Annotated in this window: 14 protein-coding genes; 11 read left to right on the plus strand and 3 right to left on the minus strand. The window is 29.2% G+C overall.

The window, feature by feature from the left end; all coding sequences use genetic code 4:
- Positions 1-3 precede the first annotated feature (3 nt).
- The 8 genes from JM47_RS02880 to JM47_RS02915 all read left to right on the plus strand — a co-directional run bounded on the left by JM47_RS02880 (position 4) and on the right by JM47_RS02915 (position 13,641).
- Entirely contained in the window at positions 4-501 is a 498-nt protein-coding gene (locus JM47_RS02880) for an MSC_0621 family F1-like ATPase epsilon subunit (protein WP_208894896.1), read from the plus strand.
- Positions 488-2,953, plus strand: a complete 2,466-nt coding sequence (locus JM47_RS02885) for an MSC_0620 family F1-like ATPase-associated subunit (protein ID WP_208894897.1) — start codon at positions 488-490, stop codon at positions 2,951-2,953. Before JM47_RS02880 ends, JM47_RS02885 begins: the two co-directional genes overlap by 14 nt.
- Before the next feature lie 2 nt (positions 2,954-2,955).
- The gene (locus JM47_RS02890) at positions 2,956-4,479 is read left to right on the plus strand and encodes an MSC_0619 family F1-like ATPase alpha subunit (protein ID WP_208894898.1); all 1,524 of its coding nucleotides are present in this window, start codon (positions 2,956-2,958) and stop codon (positions 4,477-4,479) included.
- A gap of 2 nt (positions 4,480-4,481) precedes the next feature.
- The gene (locus JM47_RS02895) at positions 4,482-5,954 is read left to right on the plus strand and encodes an MSC_0618 family F1-like ATPase beta subunit (RefSeq protein ID WP_208894899.1); all 1,473 of its coding nucleotides are present in this window, start codon (positions 4,482-4,484) and stop codon (positions 5,952-5,954) included.
- A gap of 111 nt (positions 5,955-6,065) precedes the next feature.
- Complete coding sequence (locus tag JM47_RS02900; protein WP_208894900.1) at positions 6,066-8,228, plus strand: putative immunoglobulin-blocking virulence protein; 2,163 nt, start codon at positions 6,066-6,068, stop codon at positions 8,226-8,228.
- 20 nt (positions 8,229-8,248) lie between these two features.
- Positions 8,249-10,687, plus strand: a complete 2,439-nt coding sequence (mip, locus tag JM47_RS02905) for an Ig-specific serine endopeptidase MIP (RefSeq protein ID WP_208894901.1) — start codon at positions 8,249-8,251, stop codon at positions 10,685-10,687.
- A gap of 87 nt (positions 10,688-10,774) precedes the next feature.
- A complete protein-coding gene (locus JM47_RS02910) occupies positions 10,775-12,193 on the plus strand; it encodes an IS3 family transposase (RefSeq protein WP_318023472.1) in 1,419 nt (472 codons plus the stop codon).
- Between the two features lie 68 nt (positions 12,194-12,261).
- Positions 12,262-13,641, plus strand: coding sequence for an IS3 family transposase (locus JM47_RS02915; protein ID WP_318023476.1), 1,380 nt, complete (start codon positions 12,262-12,264; stop codon positions 13,639-13,641).
- Positions 13,642-13,733: 92 nt separating this feature from the next.
- On the opposite strand, the gene JM47_RS02920 is transcribed toward JM47_RS02915, so the two are convergent.
- Positions 13,734-15,116, minus strand: coding sequence for a GA module-containing protein (locus JM47_RS02920; RefSeq protein WP_208894902.1), 1,383 nt, complete (start codon positions 15,114-15,116; stop codon positions 13,734-13,736).
- A 26-nt stretch (positions 15,117-15,142) separates the two neighbouring features.
- Here JM47_RS02920 and JM47_RS03900 point away from each other — a divergent pair, with 26 nt between their 5' ends.
- The 3 genes from JM47_RS03900 to JM47_RS02930 are packed head-to-tail and all read left to right on the plus strand — an operon-like array spanning position 15,143 to position 17,026.
- A complete protein-coding gene (locus JM47_RS03900; RefSeq protein ID WP_222702322.1) occupies positions 15,143-15,337 on the plus strand; it encodes a hypothetical protein in 195 nt (64 codons plus the stop codon).
- Between the two features lie 30 nt (positions 15,338-15,367).
- Complete coding sequence (locus JM47_RS02925) at positions 15,368-15,841, plus strand: hypothetical protein (protein WP_208894903.1); 474 nt, start codon at positions 15,368-15,370, stop codon at positions 15,839-15,841.
- 12 nt (positions 15,842-15,853) lie between these two features.
- Positions 15,854-17,026, plus strand: coding sequence for an IS1634 family transposase (locus tag JM47_RS02930; RefSeq protein ID WP_456300622.1), 1,173 nt, complete (start codon positions 15,854-15,856; stop codon positions 17,024-17,026).
- 181 nt (positions 17,027-17,207) lie between these two features.
- Here the strand turns inward: JM47_RS02930 and JM47_RS02935 are convergent, their stop codons facing one another.
- Together JM47_RS02935 and JM47_RS02940 are read right to left on the minus strand one after the other, a co-directional pair.
- Entirely contained in the window at positions 17,208-17,618 is a 411-nt protein-coding gene (locus JM47_RS02935; RefSeq protein ID WP_208894905.1) for a hypothetical protein, read from the minus strand.
- A 67-nt stretch (positions 17,619-17,685) separates the two neighbouring features.
- Positions 17,686-19,344 carry an IS1634 family transposase gene (locus JM47_RS02940; protein WP_208894774.1) on the minus strand — a complete coding sequence of 553 codons (1,659 nt, stop codon included), beginning with the start codon at positions 19,342-19,344 and terminating at the stop codon, positions 17,686-17,688.
- Between the last annotated feature and the right edge of the window lie 211 nt (positions 19,345-19,555).

A 19,555-nucleotide genomic window follows, 5' to 3' on the forward strand; every position in this document is an offset into this window, starting at 1 on the left:
TTTATGAGTTTATTTAAAAAACCAAATTTATTTAAAGCGACTGTTCACATTAACTATTTAAATACTTCAAAACAAATTAATAATGCTTTTGCTTTTGTAAACATTAATGAAGAAGATAGTTGAATCAATATTGATAGTAACTTTATTGCATGTAACCAAAACTCATTAATTAAAATTCATACACCAAAACATGAATACTATTTATTTGTTCCATCAGCTTTAATCTATAGTGATCAACAAAGTAATATCTATATTAATATGGTAAGTAAACCAGTTTGACTTGTAGCTGATAAAAGACATAAGGATGTTATAACTAATAAAGCTCATGAACAAGTTAAGCAAGCAATGGAACAACTTGATATGATTGCTGCTAAATTAGATTATGAATTTAATTTGAACAATGTCTATGAATATGAAAAAACACTTAATTTAATATATGAAGCTAGATTAAAAGGTGTTTTATGTTTAATTGAAAGGGAGCTTGAGCATGAAAAAAACTAAAAAACAAGTTGTTGGTGCAATTAGTGCTGTTGCAATATCAACTACTATTATTAGTTCTGCAGCAATAGCAACCACAACAAAACAAGATAAAAAGTTAAGTTTAAATTCTCAACTTCACCAAAATCTAGGACCTGAACAACCAGCTAATCCAAACCCAACTCCAAATAATCCAGCTAACCCAAATCCTCCTAAAGAAAATAAGAAGATTGAAGATTCACAAATCCCAACTTATACTAAACAAGTTGATGATACTAAAGAAAAAGAATTAAAAAAGATTGTTGAAAATAGTCTTAAAAACTTTAAAGAACAAATTGATAAAACTTTAGAAAATGAACTATTAGACAATAATCAAAAATACAATACTATTTTCTATTTACACGAACTTCAAAAATACTTTACTGAGAAAACAAAAGAAGATGGTTCTTACAAAGACCCTTCTAAATTCGGATTTCATGTAATTGCTCCATATTTAATTGCTAAGTTCAAAAAACTTAAAACTGGAAAAATTACATATAATGGCGAATCATATGATAATGTTCCTTGATCTGATGAAGAGAAATTCAACTATGAACCATTTGCTGAAAAGAAAGAGCAAACTGGTGAGTATGAAAATGATTATGGTGATCAAGAACGATTTAGCAAATTTGTTAATGCTTACTTTGAATCTTTAAGTAAAGAAATTACAAACATCATTAATCATGAAGATGATCAACCTAAACTTGATGTTGACTATAAGATTACACCAAAAGTTGATGACAAGAACCGTTTCTATTTAGAAAACTCAGGACCAACTGATTCAAACTATAAAGATTGACAAGATTGAATCCAAAAGAAAATTGAAAAACGATTCCTTGCTTTTGATTTAAAACAAGCTCAAAAGATTATTGAACAAGAAAACCAAGAAGAACCACAACAAGATCCACTTGAAATTATTCCTGGTGAAACTGATATATCAGATCCAAATGGACAAACTTCTAAAGTTCCTGAATCATTTAACACAAAGGAGTTGAGAAATCAAAAACCTTGACTTCGTGCTGAATATGTTAATAAGAGTAATCAAGAAATTATTGATGCCTTTAATAATGAAGCAACTAAGAAAGATGTGTTCTTCTTTAAAAACGGAGCTCAAAGTAGAATTAGTTTAGAAGTAACTGAAGTTAAAGAACAAGGTGGTAATTTAGTTGCTAAAGTGCAATTGGTTGATAAAATCAAATCAAAAGCATCTGATATTCCAAGAACTGAAATATATGAAACTTCTATTTTCCAAATACCAGAACAATATAAAGATAAAAGAGCTTATTCACTTCTAACTTATCAATCAACACAATCATTAAATAATGTTTTTGATCGACTATCTCGTGATGGCTTAGGTATTAATTTAGATAGTTATGATATTACACAAACAACTGGATTAGTTAATCAAGTGCGTTTAGCAATGCGTAATATCTCAACTGGGGTTATTAAATTAATGTTCTCAAAGAGTTTTACACAAGCTCAAGATACATTTATTAGAAATGCTTATAATGCTTTTGTGAATAATTCAATTTCACAAAACAGAGCAACAAACTCAGTTACAAACAACTCTAACATCTTACTTATTGAATATATTCGTGCTTCAAAAGTTAACCGTTTACCAATTCTTCAATATTTAACGGTTACATTAAACCTTAAAGCATCACACTTAAGAAGTAAGTTTATAAAACCACCTGAACCTAAAAAAGGTGAAAATAATAGAAATCAAGGGCAAGGGCAAAACCCAGCACCTAACCAACCACAAGCTCAAAGTGGAAATTCAGCAGCTCCAAAAGCAGCAACTGAACAAAACAGCTTCTCAACACTACATCAAGACCAAACAGTTCCAAGTCCTGAATCAACTCAAGCAGCTGCACCAAAAGTTGATTCAAACCAACAAGTTCAACTTGATGTTAATAATGTAACTCTTGCATTTAATAAAGCTAACATTTCATTAATTAAGTTAACAAAACTATTTGATCGATTAACTATTATTAAGAATACAATGCAAGAAGATAGTGCTAAACGAAGCATTAACCCTATTACTTGATTTGATGCAATCTTAAATAAATCAACTGAACACTCAAACATTTTCTTAGCTTTATTTAGTGCACACCAAGATATTGCTAACTCATCACCAAACACTAACCAACCTGCTGCACCTAATAATGGTGGTTTAGTTACTAACCAACAAGATCAAACAACTGAACTTAGTCCAGACACACAACCAACAAACAATCAACAACCAAGTGAAGTTGCTTTATCAAAACAAACAATTAGCTTATTATTAAACGAAATTGAAAAAATAGATCGTCCTTCTAAAACTGCAGTTGGTGTTTTTGCAGCCATCGGTAGCTTAGGAATTATCTTACTAATCGCTTTACTTGTTACATTCACTAAAACAGTGAACCGTAACCGAAGAAATAAGGAGAAAATTTAATCATGGCCAAAAATCCAATTATTAGCTCAATTCAGGATTATGTCATCTTAGCAATTGGTGCTTATGACTGAAAAGAAGGGCAATTTTTCACAGTAAAAGGTAAGCCAAAATCACGTGCTTATGTACTATCAGCTACAACTGATCAAGCTTACTTATTAATTGATACAGCTTCAAATGATTTTGAAATCAATGATGAATTAGTCGAAGACGAACAATTTGTATCTGCTAAAACATCAATGGAATTCTTTGGACACATTATTGATATTGATGGAAAATGTATTGATGATCCATCAGTTAATTTCAAAAACTTTATTAACCAAGATTCTAAAGTGTTCTCAATTGCAGAAGATATGATGCACAGAACACGTTTAAATGAACAATTAGCAACAGGGATTTTAAGTATTGATATTTTCAACCCTATTGGTTTAGGTCAACGGGAATTAATTATTGGTGACCGTCAAACTGGTAAAACACACATTGTTTTAAATGCAATCATTAACCAAAAAAGAACAAAAGTTAAATGTATTTATGTAAGTATTGGGCAAAAGCGTCAAAACCTTTCATATGTTTACAAAACACTAAAAGATCATGGTGCACTTGAAAACACAATTATTATTGAAGCACCTGTAACAAGTCCATTCCAACAATTCTTAGCTCCATATGTTGCAATGGCACATGCTGAAAACTTATGTTATGAACATGATGTATTAATTGTGTTTGATGACTTATCTAAACATGCAAGCATTTATCGTGAAATTGCTTTATTAACAAACAAACCAATTTCTAAAGAAGCTTATCCTGCTGATATTTTCTATGCTCACTCTCAACTATTAGAACGTAGTGGAAAATTTGTTGGTAAGAAATCAATTACAGCTTTACCAATTTTAAGAACAATTGATAATGATATTACTTCATTAATTGCTTCTAACATTATTTCTATTACTGATGGTCAAATTGTTACAAATGCTGGTTTATTTGCTGAAGGTAAGATTCCTGCAGTTGATGTGGATTTATCAGTTTCAAGAACTGGTTCATCTGTTCAATCAAAAACAATGGGACGAATTGCTTCTTCTCTTTCTAAGACATATCGTGCTTATCGCAAACAAACAAAATTATCAAAAATTAATTTTGATTTAAATAAAGAAACAACTGAATTACTTAAAAAGGGTGAACAAATCCAAAATATGTTGATCCAAAAAGGATTTAGTTACCAAGCAACTGATGCAATCTTATTATCTGCTAAGATCATTGAATGAGGACTTTTAAACAACTTATCAAGACCAGATTTAGCAATCAAATTCATTGATGCCTTAGTTAGTGTTGATGCTCGTGCTAAAAAGATCTTTACTTCACTTATTAACAACAAACCAATTGATGATGCAATTGCTCGTGATTATATAGCAAATGCAGTCAACCAATACTTCAAATCAATTAATGTAAATGAAGTTATTGAAACAAAACTTGATTTTGTTAGCTTCAATGCTAATGAACTAAAAACTATTATTAGCAACATTAAGGAGATTTAATCATGACAGGAAAAATTACACAAATCTGAAATAATGTAGTTGAAGTTGCATTTGATAAAGTTAGCGGTGATAGTTTAAAGATTGATCACATTCTAACAATGCATGATAATAAAACAACTTTATTAATCAAAAGAATTCTTTCTAACCAAGTAGTTCGTGCTGTCATTGTTAGTGCTATTAAACAAATTACAGTGAATGAACCTGTAATTAACACTTATAAAACTTTACAAGTTCCTGTTGGTGATAATGCTAAGAATAAGGTTTTTGATATTCTTGGTAATCAAATTAACAAAGAAGTTAAAAGTGAACATGCTCCACTTTATGTGGATATGAACAGTTTAATTACTAAGCCTAAGAAATTAGATAGTGTTCAAAAGATTATTCCTACTGGAATTAAAGTAGTTGACTTCTTTACACCAATTGTTGAAGGTTATAAGCTTGGTATTTTTGGTGGTGCTGGGGTTGGTAAGACGGTTTTAATGAAAGAAATCATTTTCAATGCTGCTCGTCTTAAACAAAAAACAACACCAATCTTCATTGGTTCAGGAGAACGTAGCCGTGAAGGGTTAGAGTTATATGAAGAGCTTAAAGAATCTTCATTAATGAAAGATGCAATTATGTATGTATCACAAATGAACGAAACACCAGCTGCTCGGATGAGTATTGTTCCTTATGGAATTACAGCTGCTGAATATTTACGTGATACTAAAAAAGAAAATGTATTCTTATTTATTGATAACATCTACCGTTTTATTCAAGCAACAAACGAAGTTTCTTCTTCACTTGGTAAAAAGACATCAATTGGGGGATATCACTCAACACTTGATACAGATATCTCATTAGTTCAAGACCGTTTATATGTAAATGATAATGGATCAATTACATCATTCCAAACAGTATTCTTACCAATGGATGATTTAAGTGACCCTGCTGCTTTCTCTTTATTCTCACACTTAGATGGATCACTTGTTTTATCTCGTGAACAAATGGCTAAGAACATCTTCCCTGCATTTGATCCACTTGAATCTAATGCTAACTCTATTAACCCAAACATCATTGGGAACAAACACTATGAAGCAATTATTAAAGCAAAAGGAATTTTAAAGAAATTTAAAGACCTTGAAGATGTGCTTTTAGTATTAGGGATTGATGAACTCGATGCTGAAAGTAGAAGAGTTGTTAAAATTGCTTTACAACTTCAAAACTTCTTTACACAACGATTCTTTATGGCTGAAAACTTCACTAAAGAACCTGGTGTTTATGTAAATATGCAAGATACTATTGATTCTGTAATCAGAATTATTGATGGTGAATTTGTTAACCAACCAGCTGAACTATTCTCATTTATTGGTTCAACTTTAGATATGAAAACTGATAAGGAAATTGAAGCTGAAGCAATGGCTGCTATGAAAAAACAAAAACAAGCAGCAATGGATAATGAAACTAAAACTAAAAAAGGTTGAAGACGATCATAATTAATTATTAGGCAAAATTAGCACAGTAACGTTTTAGTTAAAGTGTTTAGTTTTGCTTTTGCTTATTTTATCCAACTATAATCTAATTCATAAAAGAAGGTGGTGAATGGGTTGAAATTAAAATATAAGATCTTAATTGGAACAGTATCTGCTGCTGCATTATTAGGAATTATAATCCCGATTGCCATTAAAATACCAGCAGATGGGATTCATAATGGTGTTGGTTTAAAAGGTGTTATTTATAAAACTAATCAAAGTCAACAACAAGATAGTATTAAAGAACAATTAAATGAAACTAATCATAATTCATTAGCTGATCTATCTAATGCTAAAATAATTAACACAGATCCTAATCCAAAAGAAGAAAATCAAAAACAAGAAGAGAAAATAGTTATTAATCAAAATGATGAACAACTAAAAGCTCCAATTCTAGCTGAACAACCAATTAATCCATTTACACTTCCTGAAATTATTCAAGAAGAAGTAAAAGTTGATGGCTTTAGTACTAAAGCAAAAATTAGAAACCAACCAGAACGAATTCAATTCTTATCTGATCAAAAAAATAAGATCAGCAACCCTGATCAATATATATCAGATCATGTACCAAATGTTGTTGCTTTAGAATTAACTGATCAATTTAGTAAATACACAGCTAAAAAAGCAGCTTCTGAATTCAAACAAACTTTTAGTAGTATTGCCGAAGCTCTTAGAATTTTAGATGGTAGAAAACTAACAGAGTTCTTAGCTAAAGATACTAACTATTGAAACCGGTTATTTGCTCGTTTTACTGATTTATTTAACAGTCCTAATCTTAAAAATTTTTTAACTGATGAAGGATTAGCTAAATTTAATCAATTTAATCAACTACCACAACTAGAACGATTTGCTAAATACTTTGCTTATTTAGATACTAATAAGCTTAATGAACTAAGTGCAGATGCAAAAGCAAAACTTCAAAAGGGCGAAGTGCTTGAATCAAGAAATCTTTATGTTGATTCAAAAGGAAGACTAAACTCATCAACCTTCACCCCTTTACCTGGTTTTAATAAAGTCATTGCTCGACTTGATTATGAAAATAAAAACAAACGGATCTTTAAACTTAAAGATATTTATAACCGAAAACCAGATAACATTTTAAATGGTGAGTATGATGGGTGAATTAAACGTGATGTTACCCAACAATATTTAACTAAAGGGATTAAAATCTATGATGGAGTTAGTATTGCTGCATTAGCTGAGCAATCATCTAATCCAGATCAAAAACAAGATAAATTAGTTGTTACATTTGATTTTTCTAACCCACAAACCAAAGCTAATGCTAAACAAACGCTTTTATCATTAAAAGAAAACAACCAATTAGTAACTGGTTATCGAGTTATTAATATCTCTAATAGTTTAGAAGATACTAATGCTCTTAAAGAAGTTTTAGCTAACTTACCTGATAAAATCTTATTATTAGAATTGATTTTTAATCAAATTAATTCAACTGCTTTAGCTGCACTTGAAAACAAAAGTATTAGTGAATTAAGTTTATATACAACAAATCAAGATAAAGTAGTTGATTTTGCTATTAACCCCCTTTATTTAAGAAATGTTAGTTGAATTAATACTAATAACATTGGTAATGATTTAAACCAAATCAATAATAACTATAAACATATTGTTTTTAATACAATCACTTTTAATCAAGAAGATATTAATAAAAGTATTAAAAACTTCAATAATCCTTTATCAAGAATTAATTTAGGATTAAGAATGGCTTATTGAGTAAGAAACAATGAACCATTCTTCCAAGGTTTTAGAGGATCTGGAAAATATACAGATCATAATGAATTTGCTAATGGATATCCAAGTAACTTAGATTTATCAAACACTAATCTTAAAACCTTAGCAGGTTTAGAATTTGATGATAAAAAGAAATTAAGTAATGGTTTTAGATTATTACATTCACTTAAATTAGCTAATAATAGTGAACTCTATACTTTAAAAATAGAAGAGATGAACAATGCTTTATTTGCTAAGGTGATGAATTTAAACCCAAATCTATCTAATCCATCTACAATTACATTTAGTAATGGATTAGAAACTAAGATGATTAAACTTACTACAAACAATCCTAATCAAATCTTAAGTTCAGATGGAATTGCTAATTTAAAAACATTACTAAAAACAGCAACATCTAATTTTAATAATAAACCAATTATTGTAAGTAAAAATAGTGTTGCTTTAATAAAACAACTACAAGATCATAACATTGCTATTATGCAACAGTAGTTAGATTGGAAAATAATTGTATGAAACTAAGAAATAAAAAAATATTTGCTTTTTTGGCAGCTTCATTATCATTAGTTACAGTTGCAACAATTGCTGTAGCATGTAATGATGAACTTAAAAAGCATGATCCAAATCAAAAAGTTGAAAACAATAACGATCAAACAAAAGAAAAACAACAAGATCCAAATGATGTTAATAAGCTTCAAAATGGTACTGGACAAGCTGAGGGTGAGAAAAGAGTATCTGTAGAGCCACAATTAGGAGAAGTAACTACTAACACATCTGAATCTATTTTAAATGATACAAAAGATATTAAAGTAAACTTTGATAGCTTTTCACAAAACGGAAATGCATCTATTGATCAAGTTTATGCTCATAGAACAAATGCAAACAACATTACGGTTAGTTTAACTGGAGCAAATGCAGATCAATTCGATGCTAAAGTAATCAATGTTGAACATGAAGTTAACAACGGAATGAATGTTTCAAGTATTACTGGTAAACTAACTGCTTATGTGCAGATTTCTAGAAAAGGAAATCCAAATGATAATGTTGTTCGTAAGATTGAATTAAGTGGTTTCAAAAGAACTCCATATGTTGAACATGCTGACGGTGGAATCGATGTTGGTGATGGATCTAGTTTAACTAAAGATCAAAGAATATCATACTTAAAATCTTCAAATACACAAGAAAGATTTAATTATGACAACCCAGAGTATATTAAACGATTAAAAAGACAAATCGAAGACCCTAATTATGGACGTTACGGAGAAAATATTAAAGTAACTGACAGTCAAATTAATTCTTTTGATGAATTGGCTAAAAAACACCATCAAGATAGTTATGACAATGCTCGTTTAAAAGGATTTACTATACCTAGCTATAATACTAATGGCTCAGTTGAAGGGCTTTCTGCTTTATTAACAACACAACGTGGGCAAGGTATTTCTTGAGCTGATACAGTTGATCGTAATCAAAACCAAATTCAAGGATTAGCTCGAATTTTACCAAACGCAACTTACTTAAGAGCTGCTGAACAAACTTTTTCAATTAAATTTACTTTTAAAGATCCTAAATATCCAAATGATCCTAATAAATTAAGATGAATCGCAGGAACTGTTTGAATTTTAGACTTTGAAAAAAATGGTCAAGGATATCCAACTAAATGATACTTTGGTACTAATTTACACGTTGCACATGAATTACAAAAGAATGATATTGTTTCAGTAACTTTAACAAGAATTAACAAGGGAGCACCACTTCGTAAGAAATTCAAATGAATAGCTCGTGATTCAAACTTTAAAGCGTTTAACTTCACATATCCTGAAAACTTACAAGGAAAACAAAAAGAAGATTCTCCTATTAAAAATTTCTATTCAGCTATTGATTTCTTAAAAAAAGATCCTCAAGATTACTTAACTAAAGAACAAAAAGATAAGTACAAAGATACAAAAGAGTTTTTAGATTTTGCAGTCATAGAAGCGGATTTTTCTAAATTCAAAAATATGATAAATGTCGCACAAGCTGATAACGAAAGTGAAACTAAAAGTTCAACAGATGAGCAGTTAAGAGAAGTTATTAAAGATTTAACTAATGATTATGCTAATAGACCTAATGAACATATCAAATTCTTAGAAAAATCTTATTTAGCTGATTATTCAAAAATTAACTATCCATTAGTTGGATTAAGTAATTCTGAATATGCAAAGAATGGTGATCAATTATTTGCGGTTGGTTATCCACGTGCTGATTGAGACTTCTTCTTTAAAAAATACATTGATCCAGAATATGATGATTTAGAAGGTAAAAAGAGCAACTTCAGTTTATGGATAAATGGTGATTCTCGTTTATTTGACCAATTAGAGAGCTTTAATGAAGCAACTGGTAAATATGCAGTTGATGGTGAAAGAGTAGAACGTGGAAACTTCTTATCTCAACAAATAGGATACCGTACATTTACTAACCGTCCTGGTGTTATGGATGCATTTATTGGATTACCAGCAGCTGGTAATAGTAGTAAGGAAGTAGATCACAAGTTATTTATTACTCACGATAATAAAACTCTTATCTCAACAGGTTTACAATATATTCCAAGACACTATGCACCATATGGTGGCGCTTCAGGTTCTTCTATAAGAACTAAAGATAATAAGATTGTTGGTGTATATCACACTTCTAATATTTCTGTTGGTACAGGGATTGCAGCTGCTTTAAGATCTGAAGGTTATGATTATGGTAACTTGTATGGCACTTATAAACTTCCACAATATGATTTAATCTATGGTGGTGGAGCAGATCAAAAGAAAGATAGTGGAGATGCTTCTTATCGTGATGCTTTAAAAGCTAAATATGGTAATAATTTTAAAACAAATCTATTTAGCGAAGGTGTTGACAAAATTCCAGATCAATATAAATTTAACTCTACACCAAAAGTTGACGATTCTAAAACAAATAATTAATAATTAATAATTAATAATTGACAAGAAAACAAAAAACAGTGAAATGAACCCTAAAAGTTGGACAACCAACGAAAGGATTCATTTTTCATGAAATTAACATACAAAGATAAGTTAGAGATCTACTCTTTGTACAAAGAAAAAGATTTTTCATTTAATAAAATTGCAAAGAAATACAATTTAAACAGAACCGTTGTTTGATACATTATTCGGTTAATAGAAAGGCATGGAACTAAGATTGTTTATCGTTCTAGGAATAAAAAATATTCTAAAGAATTCAAAAAAGCAGCAATTGATCGTGTTTTGCTTAACGGTGAAACTTATGTAAGGGTATCGATAGAATTAGGATTATCTAATGTTGGTTTATTACACTCATGAATTAAATCTTTTCTTGAAAACGGGTATAATGTTGTAGAGAAAAAGAGGGGCCGTAAACCATATGAACAAAAAGCAAGAAAACAAGACGAACATCTCATTGAAGCAAGAAAATGAACTTTTACGAAAGCAGAATTTACGCCTTACCATAGAGAACGAATACTTAAAAAAATTAGATGCCTTAGTTCAGAAAAGAGAAAACCAACAAAAGAAGAAATAGCTCAAGCTATCACAGAACTAAGGCAAGAATTGTTATGTAGTTTGAGATTCATTTTAGAAGTAATTAATAGCAATCCAAATTGTCCAGGCATTTCAAGAAGTGATTATTATTACCACCTTAAAAAGGTAAGTAAGGATCTGAAAAACAAGGAAATAATGAGCCTTATCACTGAAATTTATTACCACCACAAAAAACGCTATGGATACCGTAGAATCACACTAGAATTAGCAAATAGAGGGATTTTAATTAATCATAAAAAAGTGAAACGTTTAATGAAACTAATGGGATTATTTGCTCTAACTCCTAAAGCTAAATATCGATCATACAAAGGCGATTTAAATGGGGTAGTGAAGAGTCATCTATTAATCAAGATTCAAGATCAAGTTGCTCATAAAACTTATTATCAACGAGATTTTTCAACCACTTCTTGTAATCAAAAATGAACAACTGATGTTACTGAATTTCGCATCACTAATAGCAAAGTATACTTATCACCAATTATGGATATGCACAATAGAGAAATTATTGCTTTTAATATTTCAACAAGCCCTAACTTTCAACAGACAGTTAAGATGATTGGTGAAGCTTTTCAAAAGTTTGAAGACTTAAGTGGGTTAATATTGCATTCAGATCAAGGCTGACAATATCAAATGCGCCAATACCGCCAAATGCTAGCTGAGAAAAATATTATTCAATCAATGTCGCGAAAAGGTAATTGTCTTGATAATTCGCCTATGGAAAATTTCTTCGGTAAACTAAAAAACGAAATGTTTTATGGTCATGAATCTGAATTTAAAACGGTTGAAGAATTAATCCAAGCTATAACAAACTACATTCATTACTATAATAACGAAAGAATACAAGTAAAATTAAAAGGATTGACTCCTGTACAATACAGGCATCAATCCTTATAACAATAGACAAGAATTAATTTGTCCAAAAAATCGGGTTCACTACAAAAGATAAGTTAGAGATCTACTCTTTGTACAAAGAAAAAGATTTTTCATTTAATAAAATTGCAAAGAAATACAATTTAAACAGAACCGTTGTTTGATACATTATTCGGTTAATAGAAAGGCATGGAACTAAGATTGTTTATCGTTCTAGGAATAAAAAATATTCTAAAGAATTCAAAAAAGCAGCAATTGATCGTGTTTTGCTTAACGGTGAAACTTATGTAAGGGTATCGATAGAATTAGGATTATCTAATGTTGGTTTATTACACTCATGAATTAAATCTTTTCTTGAAAACGGGTATAATGTTGTAGAGAAAAAGAGGGGCCGTAAACCATATGAACAAAAAGCAAGAAAACAAGACGAACATCTCATTGAAGCAAGAAAATGAACTTTTACGAAAGCAGAATTTACGCCTTACCATAGAGAACGAATACTTAAAAAAATTAGATGCCTTAGTTCAGAAAAGAGAAAACCAACAAAAGAAGAAATAGCTCAAGCTATCACAGAACTAAGGCAAGAATTGTTATGTAGTTTGAGATTCATTTTAGAAGTAATTAATAGCAATCCAAATTGTCCAGGCATTTCAAGAAGTGATTATTATTACCACCTTAAAAAGGTAAGTAAGGATCTGAAAAACAAGGAAATAATGAGCCTTATCACTGAAATTTATTACCACCACAAAAAACGCTATGGATACCGTAGAATCACACTAGAATTAGCAAATAGAGGGATTTTAATTAATCATAAAAAAGTGAAACGTTTAATGAAACTAATGGGATTATTTGCTCTAACTCCTAAAGCTAAATATCGATCATACAAAGGCGATTTAAATGGGGTAGTGAAGAGTCATCTATTAATCAAGATTCAAGATCAAGTTGCTCATAAAACTTATTATCAACGAGATTTTTCAACCACTTCTTGTAATCAAAAATGAACAACTGATGTTACTGAATTTCGCATCACTAATAGCAAAGTATACTTATCACCAATTATGGATATGCACAATAGAGAAATTATTGCTTTTAATATTTCAACAAGCCCTAACTTTCAACAGACAGTTAAGATGATTGGTGAAGCTTTTCAAAAGTTTGAAGACTTAAGTGGGTTAATATTGCATTCAGATCAAGGCTGACAATATCAAATGCGCCAATACCGCCAAATGCTAGCTGAGAAAAATATTATTCAATCAATGTCGCGAAAAGGTAATTGTCTTGATAATTCGCCTATGGAAAATTTCTTCGGTAAACTAAAAAACGAAATGTTTTATGGTCATGAATCTGAATTTAAAACGGTTGAAGAATTAATCCAAGCTATAACAAACTACATTCATTACTATAATAACGAAAGAATACAAGTAAAATTAAAAGGATTGACTCCTGTACAATACAGGCATCAATCCTTATAACAATAGACAAGAATTAATTTGTCCAAAAAATCGGGTTCACTACACAGCCAGCAAAAAGGCTGTTTTTTGTTTAAATATTAAGGATATTTTGATTAAGCATTTTCAACTTCATTACTTGGAGTTTTCAATAAATTAGTTTCAGTTTTGTCATTTTCTAATCAAATGCTTGAGACTTTGTATTTTCCTTTTTCTTCTTGACCACCATAAGATTGATTAGATGAAATCTTAAAGATAACATCATTTCCATCTTCTCTTACATACTGTTGGAATGTAAATTTATTATCTGGCAAATTGAAACGTGTAGCAATTTCAACACTTTCACCAGCTCCAATTTTTTCTAAACCAAACATAAGTCTTTTGTCTTTTATTTTATTGTAGGTTTGCTTACTAGTTTTTAATTCAAGTCAGAAATATTTATTCTCAGCCACGCTAAGCGTTGCAGAAGTAATTTCATTTTTTATTTCTTCAGCTTGCTTTTTAGCTTCATCTTGAACTTTTTTAGTATTAGCAGCTTGAGCTTCTTTTAAGGCTTTTTCAACTTCATCTTTTTGATCCACAGTTTTAACAGCCTTAACTCTTTCAACGTATGAAGCACGTTCAACTTCACTTAATGCTGATAACTTACCGATTTTATCAATAGCGTTTTGCTTTTCTTCTTCTAATTTTGCAATAGCTTCCTTAGCATTCTTGTTTTCAGTATCTTTAGCTTCAGCTTGTTTAACTATATTTTCAATTTCTGCAGTTTGATTTGTATCTGAAATTTTATCAACTTTATCTGTAAATTCTTTTCTTTCCACATCAGATAAATTAGCTAAATTCTTAATAGTAGCATTCGCTTGTTCTTTCTTTGTTTTAAGAGCAGCTTCAGCTTCTTTTTTCTTAGCTTCTTCAGCTTCTTGTTCTTTCTTCTTTTTATCAGCTTCAGAATCTACATTATTAGAACCTTGATCTCCTTCTTCCTTTTTACCCGCATTATCAGGAGTTGCACCAGGTTCAGGATTCATAGGTGGTTGAGTTACTTTTGGTGCTTCACCATTTGTAGGTGGAGTTTGTTCATTTTTATCTTTAGAACCTGATTCACTACCAGAACCTGCACCTGATTTATCACCATCAGTTTTTGGATCTTTAGGTGTAGTTTCTGGATTTGGTGCTGGAGTTGAAGAATCGCTTGGTGGAGGTGTTGTGTTATTTTCTGAACCTTGGTTTCCAGAGTTTGATGAATTCCCACTTCCTGGATTAGAATTAGTTGTTCCACCACTGTTTGAACCTTGACCAGTTGGATTTGTAGTACTTCCACTACCTTGTTTTAAAGATTCAGTTCCACTAGTTTGTGGTTGTTCTACTTTCTTTTCAGTGGGTTTAGCTGGTTTCGCCTTTGTTGGTGCACAAGCTGCAACCACTCCTATAACACTAACCCCTGCCATAATCGCGCCAACTGATAAAGCTAGTGCTTTTTTGTTTTTGAATTTACTCATATTTATAAATCCTTTGATAGTAAATTATGTCTAAAATTCCTTTTATCAAAGCTTGGATTTATTTGAAATATGAAGTGATTTTAGAAACTATTTCTTCTTTTGCAAAAAAAAAAAAAAAAAAAAGACTTTTTGAGTTAAATGTTCCGGTTAAGCAATTTTTAGATTCCCTACCATCTTCATCAATTTATAATCAAAAACCAATTAAAAATTATAGCTTTTAAGTGTTTTTATACTATTGGTATAATATTTACATGAAAAAGAAAGCATCAGAAGTAAGAAGACAATGGAGAACATCCATTTCACGAGTTAAAAAGGGTGAATATTTATCAATTGGCATCCCTAAATTAGATAACAAAGGATTTGTTATGAGATTTGGTTATGGCTATATTGAAGATTTAAAACAATATGTTGATGACCCTTTAAAAGTAATAAAAGCTGTTATTGCGAACTTCTCATTATCATTAACAAAACAAGAAGCTAAAGCACAATTAGACAATATTTTAAAAAAGGATAAACTAATTAACAAACAAACCATTATAAGATATAAAGGTTTAGAAGTTGTACAGAAATTATTTAATTATTTTAATATCTTTGATGATTATAAAATATCTCAATCAATCTCTTTTAATCAATTAGTTTTTAAAACTATTGATCAATCTATTAAAAATATGACTTCAATCTTTAGTAGTTATACTACTAATAAACATGATCAATTAGAGTATTAATTTAATAATCAATTATATAGTTCACTTGATTACATTACTAAAAACAAAGATTCTATTTTAAAGAACATATACACAACTGTAGAATCTAAAACTAATTTAGATACTAACATTTTATACTTTGATGTATCAAATAACTATTCTAAAAAGAATTCAAACCAATCATCTAATAAATCTAAATCACTTAAAAACTGAACAGTGAACAATAAAGATTTTATTGTAGCTACTTTATTTAATAGTAATAAGATCCCTTTATACTACAAAATTTTTCCATCTACTTATTCTAAAAAAGACACCTTTATTCCTTTATTATTAGAAGTTGCTAAAATCTATAATAAAGATCATTTAACAATTATTGCAGACAAATCTATTTGTACTAACAAGAACATTAGATTCTTAGAATCAATGAATTGAAAATACATTACTTTTTATAAAATGCAACCAAGAAGTAAAGATTTTAGCAACTATGTTCTTAGTTTAGATGATTATCAAACTGAAAACAATATAAGATATAAAATTAAACAATCTCAATCTCTATATAACAATAAAAGAGCTAATAGATCTGTTTTATATCAAATAATCACATATAGTGATACTAAAGCTTTAGAAGATAGAGAAAACAGAGAAGTTATAATAAATAGTTTTACTGAAAAGATGGATCAAAACCAATTAGTATCTTATAAAGATATTCATCTATCTAACTCTTATTCTTTTATTAAACCAGTTAATAATACTTCTTATTATCAACTAGATAAACAAAGAATAAGAGAAGAAAAGTATGATGGTTATTATGTTTATGTAACCAACATATCTAATTTAAAAATTAGTGAAATTATTAACTTATCTAATAATAGTTCTACTTTTAAATCTATTGATCTATTATTAGATAATAAATCAATATCATTATTAACAATTAATCATATAGAAGCTTATATCTGTTTATGTTTTATAACATTAATCTATTTAAACTATTTAATCTATAAAATTAATGATCAATTAAAACTAGAAGATCAATATAAAATAACAGAAGAAAAGCTGTTTGATGTTCTTTATAACATTAAAGAACTAGAAGTATTAATTAACAACCAAAAGGTTGATAATTTAGACATTATTAACCAAGAAGTTAAGAATGTTTGAGAGACTTATAAATTATTATTAGATGTTTTGGTGAGAAATGGATTGGAGTAGATAGGATAGGAGTTTGTTAGTTGTCTTTTGTAGAGGTACGTTTATAAGGTAAAGAAAAAGAGAGTCTGTGCTCTCTTTTTTAGTTTGTTTATAGATCTTATTATCAATTAATATCTTTTATATTAGGAAATGGATGGAATGCTTAATCTTAATTGTTATACTAATCGATATTTATTAGTTATTATGCTTGGTTTTGCTTAGTTTGTTTTAAGACATCGTAGAATATTTTTACTAAATCTTCGTTAATCTTCTTGAATGAGTCATCCTTATCTCATTCATCAGTATATTCTTTTTTAGCACTGCTTAAAACATCATCTAACTTAGCTTCAATTTCCGTTAATTTTTCAGGTAACTGAGAAACTAATTGGTGAATTAAGTTAACAAATTGTTTATATTGAGAGAAGAATGTAACTAAATAAGCAACTGTAGTAGATTTGTTTGCTAACATTTCAATATTTTTGTATTTTTTAACAACAGTTCTGAAATGCTCATTGTATTTCTGAGCTATCTCTTTTAGTTTTTGTTTATCATTTAATTTTTCAATTGTTAAATCTGATAATTTATTCAAAGCGAATTCTTGTTGTGTTAACATAAAGAAAACACTTCTTGCTCTTTTTGTCCTGTGTTTCCCACTTGTAGATTTTAAAAAAATAATGCCGTTAAATCATCCCTTTTTTGGATGCTCAAGCTAACACTTTTTCATAGATAATCCAGCTGGATTTTGTGCCTTTGTTAACAAAATCAATTTCTTGAACAACCATATTATTAACAATCTCTTTAATTGATTTAACATCATTTACGATTTCAACTAATTTTTGTTCTGTAATTTTTTCTAATCCCTGAGCAACTAATTCATCATTCATTCAATGTAGTATAAATCTTAAGAAAACAAGAGACACAAAACATAAACACAAATATCCTAAAATGTGTTCGTATTTAGATAGGTAAATCGGTCTTAATTCAAGTGTACTTTTTAAAGTTCTAAAGTTCGATTCGATTTTTCATTGTTTAGTATAAATTTCCATTATTTCTAGAATTGATAAATCGAATCGGTTTGTTATATAAACGAAAAAACCATCGTATTTTTCATCTTCTAAAATCTTTTCTTGATCAAGAATATAATAAGTCGTTTTGTCTACAGCCTTGTAGTATCTGCACTTCTTAGCTCCCATTAGTTTTTCTTGTGTAACAACACCTTTTTTGTCCATTTTCTTAGTGAAGTTGTTGATTAAAACTTCTCGATCATGTCGGTCTTTTCTAGCTCTTTCTTCGCTATGAACAACCACTAATCTTTTAGTTGATGCAGCATCTTGACTATCACCATTTGCTGGTTTCAAATCAATAATTTTGTATTTTAAATTATCATTCAATTGAGTATAATCGTCAGAATTCGTAATAGCATTTTTGATTTCTTTTTTAGTTGCTTTTAATCGATAAGCAAACACATAATTTCAACCGTTAGATTCTAAGAATCTAATATTTTCAGCATTATTCATACCCTTATCACCAACTATTGTGATGTTTTTAATTTCGTAAATACTAGCTAATTCTTCTAAAAACGGAATGAATGTTTTTTGGTCTGGTGTGTTTCCTGGGAAACATTTATAGTGAATTGGAATTCCATTTTCATCAGTTGCCATTGCGATTACAATTTGGTCTTCTTTGGTTTTTCCATCCTTTGAATAACCAGGCATTTTTAATCCTGTTCTAGTGAAACTTTCAAAATATGCTGTGGTTGAATCAAACCACATTACACTAATGTTTCTTTCGTATTTTTCGCTAATTTTGTCGTTTAAATTTTTAAGCAATATATGTGAATTTTTTGCAAGATACTCAAGAGATCGATAATATGAATTTTTAGAGAAAACATCTTGTTCTTCTTTTTCAATCGATTTCATTGTACCAAGTATACTTTTAGGTCCTTTGATTCGGTGTGAAAGCAATTGAATCAATATTGTTCTTAAGGTACTAGACTTTGTTTTTGAGCACCCTTTTAAAAGATCAAAATGATCAAATAATGTCTCAAATAATGAAAACATTTTATATTCTTCTTTAACTTCATTTTTAGCCGTTTCATTTGAATCTAAAACAGATTTTACTTCTTGTTTAGTTTTATCATCAAACGTCATAAATGGAAAATCTTGAGCGTTTATTTCTTCATCTCAATCATATTCATCACTAAACATCATCAGTTCGTCAACCGAACTAATTACAATTTTTGTTTCCGACTTTTTAGTATTGGGACCAGTTAAAATAGCAGGTGAACTTTTCACTTTTTTAGTTGTAGTTTTTTTAGAAGTTTTGTTGTCTGTTTTCATATTTTTACTCGTTTTGATATCTTAATTCTTGCATCTTTGTAATTATTATAAACTTTTATATTTTTATAAAAATATAAAAGCAAAATAAAGCATTTTAACTCTTTTTGTACCAAAAGAGAAAAACCCAGCAATAATTTTGAAAAAATCTTGCTCATTACATTCTTTTATAAGTCTTATTTTTATATATAAATATATAAAAGAAAAATAAAAA

Source organism: Ureaplasma diversum, assembly GCF_000941095.1.
In the GTDB taxonomy this organism is placed as follows: Bacteria; Bacillota_I; Bacilli_A; order Mycoplasmatales; family Mycoplasmoidaceae; genus Ureaplasma; species Ureaplasma diversum.